The following is a 13,515-nucleotide window of genomic DNA, read 5'->3' on the forward strand; positions in this document are numbered from 1 at the left end:
CCGGATGCTCCACGGTCTCTTCGTGGCGATCGCCACGCTCCTCGGTGCTGCGTTCGGCTCGTTCGCCCAGGCGACGGCCGTGCGCACGGCGACGGGCGTGTCGCTGCTGCGCGAGAGCCGCTGCGACGCGTGCGACGCACCGCTGCGCCCGCACGAGAACGTGCCGGTCGTCTCGTGGCTCGTGCTGCGCGGCCGGTGCGCGCACTGCGGCACCGGCATCCCGGTCCGCACCGTCGTCGTGGAGGTGCTCGGCGCCCTCGCGTTCGCGTTGCTGGCGCTGTGGCTGCTCCCGCAGGAGCCGGATGCCGGGGCCGCGTGGCTGCCGACCGCGATCGCCCTCGGTTTCCTCGCCGCCGTCTCGATCGTGCTCACGCTCGTCGACCTCGACACGGGCCGGCTCCCCGACGTCATCGTGCTGCCGTCGATCGCGATCGGCGCCATGCTGCTCACCGTCGCCGCGCTCGTGGCCGGGACCCCGGGCCGGCTGCTGCAGGCGGCGGCCGGCGCCGCGATCCTCGGCGGCGGCTACCTCGTCATCCGGCTCGTCCGTCCCGACGGCATGGGCGGGGGAGACGTGAAGCTCGCGGTGCTGCTCGGCCTCTACCTCGGGTACGCGGGATGGGGCGCGCTCGCGGTCGGCTCCTTCGCCGCGTTCGTGTGGGCGGCGCTCTACGCGCTGCTCGCGCGGCGGCGCGGCGCCATCGCCTTCGGACCGTGGATGATCCTCGGAGCATGGACCGGCGTGGTCGCCGGCGAGCAGCTCTGGGACGCCTACCGACGCCTGTGGGAGGGCTGAGAATGCGACGTCTAGACTTCGGAAGGGAGGTGGCGCTGTGGCGAAGAGCGCAATAGGCCTGGAGATCACCCAGACCGCGGTGCGCGCAGCCGAGGTGACCCTCGGCGACCGTCCGGCCCTCGTCAAGCATGGTCAGGTCGAGCTGCCCGTGGGCGCGGCGCACGACTCCGAGGTGATCGACGCGGGCGTCGTGGCCGACGCGCTGCGCGAGCTGTGGGGCAAGGCCGGCTTCTCCAGCCGCCGGGTCGTGCTCGGCATCAACAGCTGGCGCGTGCTCGTGCGCGAGTTCTCGACCGAGCTCACCCACCCCGAGCTCATCGCCGAGTCGCTGCCCTACGAGGTCGGCGAGCTGCTGCCCGTGTCGCCCGATCAGGCGGCGCTCGACTTCGTGGCCACCGAGGTCACCGACGAGGGCACGACGGGCCTGCTCGTGGCCGCCAACGCCCCCTCGGTCGACGCCCTGCTCGGCGCGCTGAGCGCGGCGCGGCTGCACGCCCAGAGCGTCGACCTGCTGCCCTTCGGCCTCGTGCGTCTCGCGGGCAGGCTCACGCCCGACGACACCGTGCTCATGGTGCACGTCGGCGGCAACACGACCGCGATCACGCTCGTCTCGCACGGCGTGCCGATCTTCGTGCGCATGCTGCCGGCGACCATCGCGCTCACGGCGCCGCAGTCGGCGGAGGCGCCCGAGCAGACCGGCGGGCGGCTCGACCGCCGCCGCGAGAGCCAGCGCGCCGACGTCGAGCGCGAGCAGCGCGACGCCGCCGAAGACCTCGGCGCCCGCCTGCGCAGCACGCTGCAGTACTACGGGGCGCGGGGCCTGCCCCCGATCACGGGCGCCCTGCTGAGCGGCGCCGGCGCGACCAACGCGATCACCGAGGCGGCGCTGCGCGACGCGCTCGACATCCCCGTGCAGCCGCTCGACCCGATGTGGGCCGTGCGTCTGCGCGGCAAGGCGCGCACGGTCGACCCCGTGCTGCTGCAGCAGCTGATCGGGCCGATCTCGCTCACGATCGGAGCCGACGCATGAGCGCCCGCAAGACCGTCTTCCGCGTCAACCTCATCCCGCGCTCCGAGCGCGACCGGCGCAAGCGCGCCCGCGCGGTGCGGCTGTGGTCGACGCTCGCGATCGCCGCGACCGTGCTGTCGATCGGCCTCGTCGGCGGCGCCTGGTACCTGTCGCACGTCGCCGACCAGCGCCTCGACGAGGAGCAGGCGCTCACCGGCAAGCTCTCCGAGGGGCTGCAGCAGTACCACGACGTGAGCGGCGCCCTCGGCATCCGCGACGCGCTCAGCGCGATGCGCGTCGCCGCGATGGGCTCCGACACGGCCTGGGGCACGGTCGTCCAGCGCATCGGCGCGGTGCTGCCCGAGGACACGAGCATCAGCGGCTTCTCGCTCACGGCGGGCGCGACGCCCGCCGACGGCGTCGCGCCGCAGGATGCCGCGGGCCAGTCGGGCACCATCGAGCTGCGCGCCCCGCGGTCGATCGACCTCGTGTCGGTCGCGCGGGCCGTGCGCGGCGCCGAGGGCGTGCGCAGCGTCGACGCGCGCAGCATGGAGGACCGTGGCGACGGCACGTTCCGGGCCGCGCTCACGATCGAGTACGACCAGACGGTGTACACGGGCGCCTTCGCAGGGGAGGCACGATGAACCGGCTGACCCACCGCGGCATCACGCTCATCGGCGCCGTCGGCGTCATCGCCATCCTGATCATCGGCGTGCTCGTCGCGCTGCCGCTGTATCTGAGATCGGTGTCGACGCAGGCGCAGGCCGACCAGATCGTCGCGACCAACGGCCTGCAGCAGACGCAGCTCGACCTGCTCGACCGCGAGAGCCAGCGCATGGCCGAGCTCGCGGAGGAGGTCGCGGCCCTGCGCGCGCAGATCCCCGACGCGCCCGAACGCGACCAGGTGATCGAGCGCATCGTCACCGCCGCCGAGGTCGCCGGCGTCGCCGTGAAGAGCGTGCAGTTCAGCGACGCCCTGCCGTTCGTCGAGCGCACGCAAGAGGTCGTGGATGCCGCGGGCGCGCAGGCCGCGGCATCCGGCGGCGACCTGCCCGCCCAGCGACAGATCCAGGTGACGACGCGCGTCGAGGGACCGGGCGCGGGCGGGTTCGGCGTCTTCCTCGACACCCTGCGCTCCGGTCCGCGCCTGGCGGCCGTCACCTCGGTGCTCGCCGAGGAGATCTCGGGCGACAACGGCCTCGGCATGATCGTCACCTTCCTGGTGTTCGTCGACGTCACCGGGGTGGCGGGATGAGCAGGCCGCCCGAGCTCGACGAGCTGCTGCAGGCGGCCGTCGAACGGCGCGCCTCCGACATCCACCTCACGGCGGGCCTTCCGCCCGTCGTGCGCATCGACGGGGCGCTCACCGCCCTGGACGGATACGAGGACGAGCTCGACGCGGACTGGGTGGGCGAGGCCGTGCTCGGCACGATGAGCCGCCGGCACCGCGGTCACTTCGAGGAGACGAGCGAGGTCGACTTCTCGTACGCCATCGCGGGCGGCGTGCGGTTCCGCGTGAACGCCTACCTGCAGCGCACGGGCGTCGCGGCGGCGTTCCGCCTCATCCCCGCGACCGCGCCGACGCTCGAGCAGTACCGCATCCCCGAGATCGCGCGCGACCTGGCGCTGCGGCCGAGCGGGCTCGTGCTGATCACGGGCCCCACCGGCTCGGGCAAGTCGGCCACGCTGACGGCGATGGTCGACATCATCAACAACGAGCGCGCGGCCCACGTCATCACGATCGAAGACCCCGTCGAGTACCTGCACACGAGCCGCAACTCCCTCATCCACCAGCGCGAGATCGGCGCCGACACCGCGTCGTTCGCCGACGCGCTGCGCTACGTGCTGCGGCAGGACCCCGACGTCATCCTGCTCGGCGAGCTGCGCGACATCGAGTCGATCACGGTCGCGCTGTCAGCCGCCGAGACCGGGCAGCTCGTGCTCGCGACCCTGCACACGCAGAGCGCCGCGAGCACCATAAACCGCATCGTCGACGTGTTCTCGGCCGACCGTCAGCAGCAGGTGCGCGCGCAGCTCGCCGACACGCTGCGCGGCGTCATCAGCCAGCGGCTCATCCCGCGCGCCACGGGACGCGGGCGCGTGCTCGCGACCGAGGTGCTCATCCAGACGCACGCGATCTCGAACCTCATCCGCGAGGGCCAGGTGCAGCAGCTCTACTCCGTGCTGTACGCGGGGTCCGACGCGGGCATGCACACGATGGACCAGAGCCTGCGCACCCTCATCGCCGCCGGCGAGGTCGAGTACGGCGTCGCCCGCAGCTTCGTCACCGACCCGAAGGCGCTCGACGACGTGCGCGTCGTCGACAGCGACCTCAACGCCGAGACCTGGACCCGCCGCCCGCAGACCCGCTGGGGAGCATGAGCATGGCCACCACCGAGAGCTACTCCTACCGTGCCGCGACGCCCGGCTCGGGGCAGATCGTCAAAGGCACGATGGATGCCGCGAGCGAGGCGGCCGTCGTCGGCCGCATCCGTCAGCAGGGGCTCGTCCCCATCGAGGTGCGCGCCGTGCCCAAGACGGGGCTGCGCCGCGAGATCAAGCTCGGCCGGCAGCGCCGCGTGCCGTCGTCGGCGCTGGCGCTGTTCGCGCGGCAGGCGTCGAGCCTCGTCGGCGCGGGGCTTCCGCTCATGCGCGTGCTCGGCATCCTCATCGAGCAGACGAGCGACAAGACGCTGCGCCAGGCGCTCGAGGCCGTGCGCGCCGACGTCGAGGCCGGCGCCGCGTTCTCGGCCGCGATGGCGAAGCACGACCACGCCTTTCCGCCGCTGCTCGTGAGCCTCGTGCGCGTGGGCGAGACCGGCGGCTTCTTCGACCAGTCGCTCGCGTCGGCGGCGACCCTGTACCAGGCCGACGCCGAGCTGCGCGACAAGGTGCGCGCCGCGACGACGTACCCGATGGTCGTGCTCGCCGTCGCGCTGCTCGCCGTGATCGCGATGGTCACGTTCGTCGTGCCCGTGTTCGAGGGCATGTTCGCCTCGCTCGGCGGCGAGCTGCCGCTGCCCACCCGCATCCTCGTCGTGCTGTCGAACAACATGGTGTGGATCCTGCCGCTGCTCATCGCGCTCGTCGTGGTCGGCGGCGCGTGGTGGGTCGCCAACCGGCACGCGCCGCGCGTGCGCCGCATCGTCGACCCGCTCACGCTCAGACTGCCGCTCGTCGGCCCGCTGCTGACGAAGATCGCCGTCGCACGGTTCGCCCGCAACCTGTCGATGATGATCTCGGCCGGCGTGCCGCTGCTCGGCGCGCTGGAGACGGTGAGCAAGGCCGCCGACAACGTCGCGATCGACGACGCGCTGCGCGCCGTGCGCGACTCCGTGCGGGCGGGGAAGTCGTTCGCGGCGCCCCTCGCGGCATCCGGGATCTTTCCGCCCATGGTGTCGCAGATGGTGGCGGTCGGCGAGGAGTCGGGCACGCTCGCCGAGATGCTGGAGTCGGTCGCGGAGTTCTACGAGGCCGAGGCGAAGAGCCAGACCGAGCAGCTCACCTCGGTCATCGAGCCGGCGCTCATCGTGATCCTCGGCGTGCTCATCGGCGGCATGGTCATCGCCCTGTACATGCCGATCTTCGGCATCTACGGCCAGCTGAACCAGGCGGGGTAGGTAGGGCGGGCGCCGGTCGGTGCGGCGCCGGTCGGTGCGCGATGCAGGACGTATCGCGCACCCCGGGCGTGTCGAGCGGCGGGAGGGGATGCCGCGGTGAAAAGTCCTGCACGGTGCACGGTGCACGGTGCACGGTGCACGGTGCACGGTGCACGGTGGGTGGGCGTGAGGAGCCGGCACCGGACCTCACACCGTGACGCGGAGGACCTCTTCGACGGAGGTGAGGCCCGCGGCGACCTTGTGCCAGCCGTCGGTGCGCAGCGGGATCATGCCCTCGTCGAGCGCGCGCTGGCGCAGCACCGAGCTGGGCACGCCGCGCAGCGCCTCGTGCTCGATCTGCTCGGTCACCGGCATGACCTCGTGCAGCGCGAGGCGGCCGCGGTAACCGGTGCCCGCGCACGACGGGCATCCCACGGGGCGGAACACCGTCGGCTCGGTCCACAGGCCGGTCGGGAAGCCGACGCCCGCGAGCACCTCGTCGCGGTCGGGCAGCGGCTCGCGGCACGCCGTGCACAGCCGGCGGGTGAGCCGCTGGCCCACGACCGCCGTGAGCGCGGAGCCGACGAGGTAGGGCTCCGCGCCGATCTCGATCAGTCGCGTGAGGGCGCTCGGCGCGTCGTTGGTGTGCAGCGTCGAGAACACGAGGTGGCCTGTGAGCGCCGCCTCGATCGAGGTGATCGCGGTCTCGTGGTCGCGGATCTCGCCGACGAGGATGATGTCGGGGTCGATGCGCAGGATCGACCGCAGCGCCGACGCGAACGTCAGGCCCGCCCGCGGATTGACCTGCACCTGGTTGATGCCCGCGACGCGGTACTCCACGGGGTCCTCGACGGTCACGACGCTCACCTCGGGGCGGGCGATCGCGTCGAGCGCGGCGTACAGGGTCGTCGACTTGCCCGAACCGGTCGGTCCGGTCGCCAGCACCATGCCGTACGGCCGTGCGATCGCCTCCTCGAGCCGCGCGCGGCTCTGCACCGACAGCTCCAGCTCGTCGAGCCCGATGCGCTGACCCGACGTGTCGAGGATGCGCATGGTGATCTTCTCGCCCCACACGGTCGGCAGGGTCGCCACGCGCAGGTCGACCGTGCGGCCCTCGTGCGGCACCGACATGCGGCCGTCCTGCGGCCGGCGCCGGTCGGCGATGTCGATGGACGCCATGATCTTGAGGCGCGAGATCACGCCGTCCTGGATCGAGCGATCCGCCCGCTGCATCTCGTGCAGCACGCCGTCGATGCGGTACCGCACCGTGAGGTCGCGCTCGCCGGGCTCGACGTGGATGTCGCTCGCGCGGTCGGTGATCGCCTGCGAGATCAGCAGGTTCACGAAGCGCACGACGGGGGCGCCGGCGTCGTCGCCCTCGAGGCCGTCGGCCGCCGCGAGCCCCGCGATGTCGGCGGCCTCGCCCATCGTCGACGAGAGCTCGCTGATCTCCTCGTCGGAGCGCACGTGCCGCGCGAACGCGAAGCGCAGCGCCGTCGGCGTGGTGATCTCGGGGGCGACGACGAGGCCCGTGAGGCTCGCCACGTCGTCGATCGCGCGCAGGTCGGTGGGGTCGATCATCGCGACGACCAGCCGGTTCCGCTCGCGGCGCACGGGCACGAGGCGGTGCCGGCGGCACAGCGCGCCCGGCACGAGGGCCACCGCGTCGGGATCGATGACGGCCTTCATCAGGTCGATGTGCGGATGCCCCGTGTGCACGGCGGTCGCGTGCGCCGCCTGCTCCTCGGTGATGCGCTGGCTCGCGAGCAGCGCGTCGAGGGCGTCGCGGTCGCTGAGGTGCGGTGCCGTCGCACCGGCCTCATCGTCCGTCAGAACGCCGAGGGAGACCAGGGTGTCGACGATGTTCCTCACGACGGTCCTTTCGCGCGCAGCTTTCTCAGTCTATGGGCGGGTGGTCTCCGCGCCGTCCGTCAGCCCGTGCGGCCGGCGAGGGCCGCCGCGGCCGCGAGAAGCCGGTGCAGCGCGGCGAAGAAGCCGGGGGCGAAGCGGTGTTCGGCGAGGGGATCCGTGCCGGCCTCGCCGGTGCCGGCATCCGCCTCGGCGTGCGCGATCGACGGCACGGATGTCGTCGCCAGCGCGACCGTGATCGCCATGATCCGTGCGCTCATGTCATTCCCCCGGAGTCAGCCTCTCACCGGGGACGTCCTCGGGTCAATCACGCGGCCCGTGCCGCGGCTGCGGCATCCGTCGGCCGCCCAGATGCTCGGAGCGACGCGCTCGACGGCGAGGCGTCAGCGTCGCTCGAGATGTGACCAGTCCTGGGCGCCGTGGAGGACGGCGACCACCTCGATCAGGCCGACGTCCTCGAACACCCGATACCAAAGGTGGTAGGGGAACACCTCGGTCTTCATGTTCCGAAGCTCCCGGTAGACGAACCGCGGCAGGAGGGGGCGTTCTCGGATCGCCTCGACGGTCGTGTCGAACGTTGCGATGAATCGCTCGACCTCGTGCGGCGCCTCGGCGAGATACCAGTCGATGGCGCGGTCGTACTCCTCGTGTGCGCTCCGGGTGAAGACCAGCCGGAAGGTCACGCGGTCTTCTTCGCCGTGGCGACCTTCGTTCGCGCGCGATCCCGTACGACCTCCCACGGGACGGCATCCCCCGGGTGAGCGTCAGCCTCGGCGATCCGGGCATCCAGCAGTGCGGCGAGCCGCGGAGCCACCTCGGCGGGCAGCGACTGGTCGATCGCGTCACGGAGCTCGCGGCGTGCTTCCGCATCGAGCCGCAGCACCCGCTCCAGCAGATCGTGGTCAACCATGCGCCCAGGATACCCGCCCATCCCGACATCGGGCAGGAGACGGTGCGCGATCGGCCGCGCACGGCGGCATCCTCCGGTCGGTCACGCGCTCAGCACGACGCGCTCGACGGCGTGGAGGACCCATCGGCGGTAGGCGTCGTGGTCGAGGCCGCTCTCCAGCACGAGCTGCGCGTACCCCTCGGGGGAGATGAGGAAGGAGATGGCGGCGGCCAGCTCGGCGTCGTCCCGCGGGCTGCGGCACAGGCCGCGCGTGCGCAGCTGGGCGATGAGCGCCGACATGTCCGCGCGCCGGTTGGCCTGCAGCGCCTCCAGCCGGGCACCCACGTCGGCGTCGCCGAGCGCGGCGTCGAGCAGGCGCGGCCAGAGTCGGGCGACGCGCGCGTTGCCGTCGGCGACGAACGCGATCCACGCGGTCATGAACGCGTCGTCGGGCAGCGCCAGCACCTCGTCGAGCACTGGGCGCTCGTGCAGGGGCCGGTCGTCGTCGGCGCCGGAGAAGGCGTGGCCGAAGGCCGAGAGCAGCAGGGCGGCCTTCGGCCCGTTCTGCTTGACGGTCTCGAGCGAGACGCCGGCCTCCTTCGCGATCTGCGCGAGCGACGTGCCGGAGTAGCCGCGCGCGCCGAAGACGGCGACGGCCGCGTCGAGGATGCGCAGCCGCGTCTGGGCCGCCTGGGCTTCGCGGAGGGGCGAGACGTAACGGGACATTGACTTTCCTCATAGGGTAGTGAATACTTCAAAGGTGTTTTCAACATCCTACATGTGGAAAGGCTGACCGCCATGCTCTCGTTGCTCCTGTGCAGCACCCCCGTGCACGGCCACGTCACACCGCTGCTCTCCGTCGCGCGGGCGCTCGTGGCGGCGGGACACGACGTGCGCTTCCTCACCGGCATCCGCTACCGCGAGGCGGTCGAGGCCACGGGCGCCCGCTGGACGCCCCTGCCCGCGGACGCCGACTACGACGACCGTGACGTGGATGCCGCGTTCCCCGGCCGCGTCGGACGCACGGGTGCCGACGGCGCGAGCTGGGACCTGCAGCACATCTTCCTCGCCCCCGCCCCGAGCCAGCTCCGCGCGGTCGACGCGCTGCTCGCGCAGCAGCCCGCCGACGTCGTGCTCGCCGAGGCGCTGTTCCTCGGCGCCATGCTGCTGCTGTGCCGCCCCGCCGCCGAGCGCCCGCCCGTCGTGAGCCTCGGCATCGTGCCGCTCGGGCTGCGCAGCCGCGACACGGCGCCGTTCGGCTTCGGCATCCCTCCGCTGCGCGGGCCGTTCGGCCGGCTGCGCAACGCCGTGCTCGGCTGGAGCGCCGAGCGGTTCGTCTTCGGCGAACTGCACCGGGCCGCCGCCGCGATGGCGCTGGAGGCCACGGGCCGCCCGCTCGCGACGTTCGTCATGAACTACCCCGCCATCGCCGACGCGGTCGTGCAGTTCACGGTGCCCGAGTTCGAGTACCCGCGCAGCGACCTCGCCGTGCCGGTGCACTTCGTGGGGCCGGTGTCGTCGTCGCCGGCATCCGATGTCGTCCTGCCCGACTGGTGGGGCGACCTCGACAGCGGGCGCCCCGTCGTGCACGTGACGCAGGGCACCGTCGCCAACGGCGACCTCGAGGGGCTCGTGCTGCCCACGATGCGGGCCCTCGACGGCCACGACGTGCTCGTCGTGGCATCCACGGGAGGGCGGGAGATCCCCCCTCTCGCCCTCCCCTCCAACGCGCGGATCGCGCCCTACCTGCCGTACGACCGGCTGTTCCCGCGCCTCGCGGCCTTCGTCACGAACGGCGGATACGGCGGCGTGCACTTCTCGCTCACGCACGGCGTGCCGATCGTCGCCGCAGGCGACACCGAGGACAAGGCCGAGGTGTCGGCGCGCGTCGCCTGGAGCGGCGCCGGGCTGCGGCTCGCATCGCGCTCGGGACGCATCGAGCAGCGGGCGATCGCCGCCGCCGTGCATCGCGTGCTCGACGAGCCCTCGTTCCGCACCCGCGCTCGCCGCATCGGCGCGGCGATCGCCGCGGCGCCCGGCGCGCGCGGCCTCGACGACGTCGTGCGCGACCTCGCCGGCCGCCGCGTGCACTGACCCCGGCCCCGCGAGGGTGCTGGTTGTTTGCGCGGGGGTGCCAGTTGTTCTCGCGAGGGTGCTGGTTGGTTTCACGAGGGTGCTTTCGAAAGCACCCTCGCGAGGATCGAAAGCACCCTCGCGGGGATTGAGGGCACCCTCGGCGAGACAACTGGCACCCTCGCGGGGGTGTGGGGTGGGCACTGACCGAATACCTACCTAGATAGATAGACATATAGAGAACGAGGACCCATGGACACTTCGCACGAGCATCTGCTCGCCCTGCGCTCGCGCCTGCGCGGCGAGCTGGTGCTGCCCGCCGACGACGGCTGGGACGACGCGCGCCGCGCGTGGATGCTGCTCGCCGACCAGCATCCGGCCGCCGTCGTCGTCGCCGCGGACGAGCGCGACGTCGTCGAGACCGTGCGCGCCGCGCGCTCGCTCGGGCTGCACGTCGCGCCGCAGGGCACGGGTCACGCGGCCGGCGCCCTCGGTGCGCTGCGAGACACGATCCTGCTGCGCACGACGAGGCTGAACGCCGTGTCGATCGACCCCGTGGCGCGCGTCGCCCGCGTTGGCGCCGGCGCGATCTCGGCCGACGTCGCCGCCGCGGCGGCCGGGCACGGGCTCGCGGCCGTGTCGGGCATGGCCCCGACGGTCGGCGTCGTCGGCCTCGTGCTCGGCGGCGGGCTCGGCTGGCTCGCGCGATCGCACGGGCTCGCCTCGGCGAGCGTGCGCGCGATCGAGGCCGTCGACGCGCACGCGCGATCGATCGTGATCGACGAGACGCGGCATCCCGAGCTGTTCTGGGCCGCACGCGGCGGCGTCGCGCCCGTCGTCGTGACCGCGATCGAGCTGCAGCTGCATCCGATCGCCGAGATCGTCGCGGGCGGTCTGCTGTGGCCGATCGAGCGCGCCGCCGAGGTCGCGCACGCGTGGCGCGCATGGGCGTGCGAGCTGCCCGAGTCGGTGACCTCGCTCGTGCGCGTGCTGCGCTACCCGCCCCTGCCGGAGCTGCCCGAGCCGCTGCGCGGCCGCGCCTTCGTCGCCGTCGAGGCGGCGTTCCAAGAGGATGCCGGGGCCGCCGACGCGCTGCTGCGGCCCCTGCGCGCGCTCGCGCCCGAGCTCGACACGATGCGGCCGATGTCGCCCGCCGAGCTGCCCGCGGTGCACGGCGACCCGCCGCAGCCCGTGCCCGCCTACGGCGACACCGCGCTGCTGCGCGAGCTGTCGACGGCCGCGATCGACGCGCTGCTCGAGGCCGCGCTCGCGCCGTCGGCCGCACCGCTCCTGTCGATCGAGGTGCGTCACCTCGGCGGCGCGCTCGCGCCCGGCCGGACGGATGCCGGTGCCGTCTCGGGCATCGCGGGCGAGGGGCTGCTCTTCGCGCTCGGCATCGTGCCCGTGCCCGAGGCCCTCGACGCCGTGCGCGCCGCGGCGAACGGCGTGCTCGAGGCCGTCGCGCCGTTCGCGGGCGAGCGGACCGTCAAGACGTTCGCGGAGCGTCCGGCATCCGCCGCATCGCTCTACGGGCCGTCGCTCGAGCGCGTGCGGCAGGTGGTCGCCGCATGGGATCCCGAGGGTGTCATCCGTACCGCGCATCCGCTCGACTGAGGCTGCTCGATCGAGGCTGTGCTAGGCTTGTTCTTTGTCTGCGCGCACTCCAGCGCGTAGTTCGTGCCCCGGGGAGACCCGGGGTGCAGACAAGGGATCTTGGGTGGCGCCGTCCGGCGTCACGGTACAGAAGGAGACATCACCATGGCAGCAGTGTGCCAGGTGACCGGAGCGGTTCCCGGCTTCGGTCACAACATCTCGCACTCGCACCGCCGGACGAAGCGCCGCTTCGACCCGAACGTGCAGAAGAAGACCTATTTCGTTCCGTCGCTCGGCCGTAAGGTCACGCTGAACGTGTCGGCCAAGGGCATCAAGGTCATCGACGCCCGCGGCATCGAGTCGGTCGTGAAGGACCTGATCGCGAAGGGTGTGAAGCTCTGATGGCGAAGAAGGCTCAGGACGTTCGTCCGATCATCAAGCTGCGTTCGACCGCCGGCACGGGGTACACCTACGTGACGCGCAAGAACCGCCGCAACAACCCCGACCGCATCGTGCTCAAGAAGTACGACCCGGTGATCCGCAAGCACGTCGAATTCCGAGAGGAGCGCTGATCTCATGGCCAAGAAGAGCAAGATCGCGCGCAACAAGCAGCGCGAAGAGGTCGTCGCCCGCTACGCCGAGAAGCGTCTCGAGCTGAAGAAGGCCCTCGTCGACCCGAACTCGACCGACGAGGAGCGCGAGGCCGCCCGCGTCGGCCTGCAGAAGCTGCCGCGCGACGCGTCGCCGGTGCGCCTGCGCAACCGCGACGCCATCGACGGCCGTCCCCGCGGCCACCTGTCGAAGTTCGGCATCTCGCGCGTGCGCTTCCGCGACATGGCGCACCGCGGCGAGCTGCCCGGCGTGACCAAGTCGAGCTGGTAAGCACCGCTTCGAAGAGGGGGCGAGGTTCTTCGGAACCTCGCCCCCTCTTCGTCGTCTCGCGGGCGTCGTGTGCGTCGGGGGAAGTGTGTGACGGATGTGGCCAGTGTGACGACGCGGTGCGCGACACGCACAGGAAAACGCTGAAAATCCGCGAAATGACGCGGGTTCTGCGGGGTGTGCTTGATACTCTCGGTTCCGGTCGATCGACCGGCGGGCCGCATCCGTGCCCCGCGCTCTGAAACACGACGCGGCGAGAATCTCGTCGCTGGAGGAAAACACATGGCCATCACCAAGACCGAACTCGTCGCCAGCATCGCGAGCGCCACGGGCGAGAGCCAGGCTGCCGTCACGCGTGTCGTCGACGGCCTGTTCGCCGCCGTTTCCGAGGCCGTCGCCAAGGGCGAGAAGGTTTCGATCCCCGGCTGGATCTCGTTCGAGCAGGTCGACACCGCCGCCCGCACCGGCCGCAACCCCCAGACCGGCGAGGAGATCAAGATCGCCGCGGGCAAGCGCGTCAAGGTGACCGCCGGCTCGAAGCTCAAGGCCGCCGTCAAGTAAGGCGACCGCAACGCGGGTACACACCCCGCTGGTCGAGTGGCCGCCGCGGAGCGGTGGCGTATCGAGGACGTTGTAGCGGTCCGTTACACGGGTCTCGATACACCCGCGCTGCGCGCGGGCACTCGACCAGCGGGGTGTGTCGCGTCCGGGCGCGGGCACTCGGTCGGCGGGGTGTGTCGCGTTCGTGGTGGGTGGAACGCCGGCTCGCAGTTCGGGGCTGCCGTCGAGCAATGGCGACGGCGACGTG

The 13,515-nt window shown here is 72.3% G+C and carries 17 protein-coding genes; 12 read left to right on the forward strand and 5 right to left on the reverse strand.

The features are described 5' to 3' along the window. Nucleotides 1-4 precede the first annotated feature (4 nt). Genes AOA12_RS01930 through AOA12_RS01955 form a run of 6 tightly spaced genes read left to right on the forward strand, consistent with a single transcriptional unit; the run spans nucleotide 5 to nucleotide 5,425 of the window. The gene (locus AOA12_RS01930; RefSeq protein ID WP_054679399.1) at nucleotides 5-796 is read left to right on the forward strand and encodes a prepilin peptidase; all 792 of its coding nucleotides are present in this window, start codon (nucleotides 5-7) and stop codon (nucleotides 794-796) included. Nucleotides 797-833: 37 nt separating this feature from the next. Then, a complete protein-coding gene (gene pilM / locus AOA12_RS01935) occupies nucleotides 834-1,826 on the forward strand; it encodes a pilus assembly protein PilM (RefSeq protein WP_054679402.1) in 993 nt (330 codons plus the stop codon). Next, nucleotides 1,823-2,449, forward strand: a complete 627-nt coding sequence (locus AOA12_RS01940) for a hypothetical protein (RefSeq protein ID WP_054679406.1) — start codon at nucleotides 1,823-1,825, stop codon at nucleotides 2,447-2,449. Before pilM ends, AOA12_RS01940 begins: the two co-directional genes overlap by 4 nt. Beyond that, nucleotides 2,446-3,060, forward strand: coding sequence for a hypothetical protein (locus AOA12_RS01945; RefSeq protein WP_054679409.1), 615 nt, complete (start codon nucleotides 2,446-2,448; stop codon nucleotides 3,058-3,060). Before AOA12_RS01940 ends, AOA12_RS01945 begins: the two co-directional genes overlap by 4 nt. After that, on the forward strand, nucleotides 3,057-4,187 hold the full coding sequence (locus AOA12_RS01950; RefSeq protein ID WP_082405860.1) for a type IV pilus twitching motility protein PilT: 1,131 nt from the start codon (nucleotides 3,057-3,059) through the stop codon (nucleotides 4,185-4,187). The genes AOA12_RS01945 and AOA12_RS01950 overlap by 4 nt, the downstream gene beginning before the upstream one ends. Before the next feature lie 2 nt (nucleotides 4,188-4,189). Continuing rightward, the gene (locus AOA12_RS01955; RefSeq protein ID WP_054679412.1) at nucleotides 4,190-5,425 is read left to right on the forward strand and encodes a type II secretion system F family protein; all 1,236 of its coding nucleotides are present in this window, start codon (nucleotides 4,190-4,192) and stop codon (nucleotides 5,423-5,425) included. 186 nt (nucleotides 5,426-5,611) lie between these two features. Here AOA12_RS01955 and AOA12_RS01960 read toward each other — a convergent pair whose 3' ends face one another. The 5 genes from AOA12_RS01960 to AOA12_RS01980 all read right to left on the reverse strand — a co-directional run bounded on the left by AOA12_RS01960 (nucleotide 5,612) and on the right by AOA12_RS01980 (nucleotide 8,888). Next, entirely contained in the window at nucleotides 5,612-7,276 is a 1,665-nt protein-coding gene (locus AOA12_RS01960) for a GspE/PulE family protein (RefSeq protein WP_054679415.1), read from the reverse strand. A 59-nt stretch (nucleotides 7,277-7,335) separates the two neighbouring features. Next, on the reverse strand, nucleotides 7,336-7,533 hold the full coding sequence (locus AOA12_RS01965) for a hypothetical protein (protein ID WP_156366359.1): 198 nt from the start codon (nucleotides 7,531-7,533) through the stop codon (nucleotides 7,336-7,338). A gap of 123 nt (nucleotides 7,534-7,656) precedes the next feature. Further along, complete coding sequence (locus tag AOA12_RS01970; protein ID WP_054679422.1) at nucleotides 7,657-7,956, reverse strand: type II toxin-antitoxin system RelE/ParE family toxin; 300 nt, start codon at nucleotides 7,954-7,956, stop codon at nucleotides 7,657-7,659. Continuing rightward, nucleotides 7,953-8,183, reverse strand: coding sequence for a hypothetical protein (locus tag AOA12_RS01975; protein ID WP_054679425.1), 231 nt, complete (start codon nucleotides 8,181-8,183; stop codon nucleotides 7,953-7,955). The genes AOA12_RS01970 and AOA12_RS01975 overlap by 4 nt, the downstream gene beginning before the upstream one ends. An 81-nt stretch (nucleotides 8,184-8,264) precedes the next feature. Beyond that, complete coding sequence (locus tag AOA12_RS01980) at nucleotides 8,265-8,888, reverse strand: TetR/AcrR family transcriptional regulator (RefSeq protein ID WP_054679428.1); 624 nt, start codon at nucleotides 8,886-8,888, stop codon at nucleotides 8,265-8,267. Nucleotides 8,889-8,960: 72 nt separating this feature from the next. On the opposite strand from AOA12_RS01980, the gene AOA12_RS01985 reads away from it, so the two are divergent. The 6 genes from AOA12_RS01985 to AOA12_RS02010 all read left to right on the forward strand — a co-directional run bounded on the left by AOA12_RS01985 (nucleotide 8,961) and on the right by AOA12_RS02010 (nucleotide 13,268). Continuing rightward, complete coding sequence (locus AOA12_RS01985) at nucleotides 8,961-10,256, forward strand: glycosyltransferase (protein WP_054679431.1); 1,296 nt, start codon at nucleotides 8,961-8,963, stop codon at nucleotides 10,254-10,256. Between the two features lie 231 nt (nucleotides 10,257-10,487). Beyond that, nucleotides 10,488-11,849 (forward strand): FAD-binding oxidoreductase, encoded by a 1,362-nt coding sequence (locus AOA12_RS01990; RefSeq protein ID WP_054679434.1) that lies wholly within the window; start codon nucleotides 10,488-10,490, stop codon nucleotides 11,847-11,849. Between the two features lie 144 nt (nucleotides 11,850-11,993). Next, the gene (gene rpmB / locus AOA12_RS01995; RefSeq protein ID WP_039402457.1) at nucleotides 11,994-12,230 is read left to right on the forward strand and encodes a 50S ribosomal protein L28; all 237 of its coding nucleotides are present in this window, start codon (nucleotides 11,994-11,996) and stop codon (nucleotides 12,228-12,230) included. Continuing rightward, nucleotides 12,230-12,400 (forward strand): 50S ribosomal protein L33, encoded by a 171-nt coding sequence (rpmG, locus tag AOA12_RS02000; RefSeq protein WP_005051772.1) that lies wholly within the window; start codon nucleotides 12,230-12,232, stop codon nucleotides 12,398-12,400. The genes rpmB and rpmG overlap by 1 nt, the downstream gene beginning before the upstream one ends. Nucleotides 12,401-12,404: 4 nt before the next feature. Then, nucleotides 12,405-12,710, forward strand: coding sequence for a 30S ribosomal protein S14 (rpsN, locus tag AOA12_RS02005; RefSeq protein WP_054679437.1), 306 nt, complete (start codon nucleotides 12,405-12,407; stop codon nucleotides 12,708-12,710). A gap of 279 nt (nucleotides 12,711-12,989) precedes the next feature. Further along, entirely contained in the window at nucleotides 12,990-13,268 is a 279-nt protein-coding gene (locus tag AOA12_RS02010; RefSeq protein WP_054679439.1) for an HU family DNA-binding protein, read from the forward strand. Nucleotides 13,269-13,515: the final 247 nt, after the last annotated feature.

The organism is Microbacterium sp. No. 7 (assembly GCF_001314225.1).
In the GTDB taxonomy this organism is placed as follows: domain Bacteria; phylum Actinomycetota; class Actinomycetes; order Actinomycetales; family Microbacteriaceae; genus Microbacterium.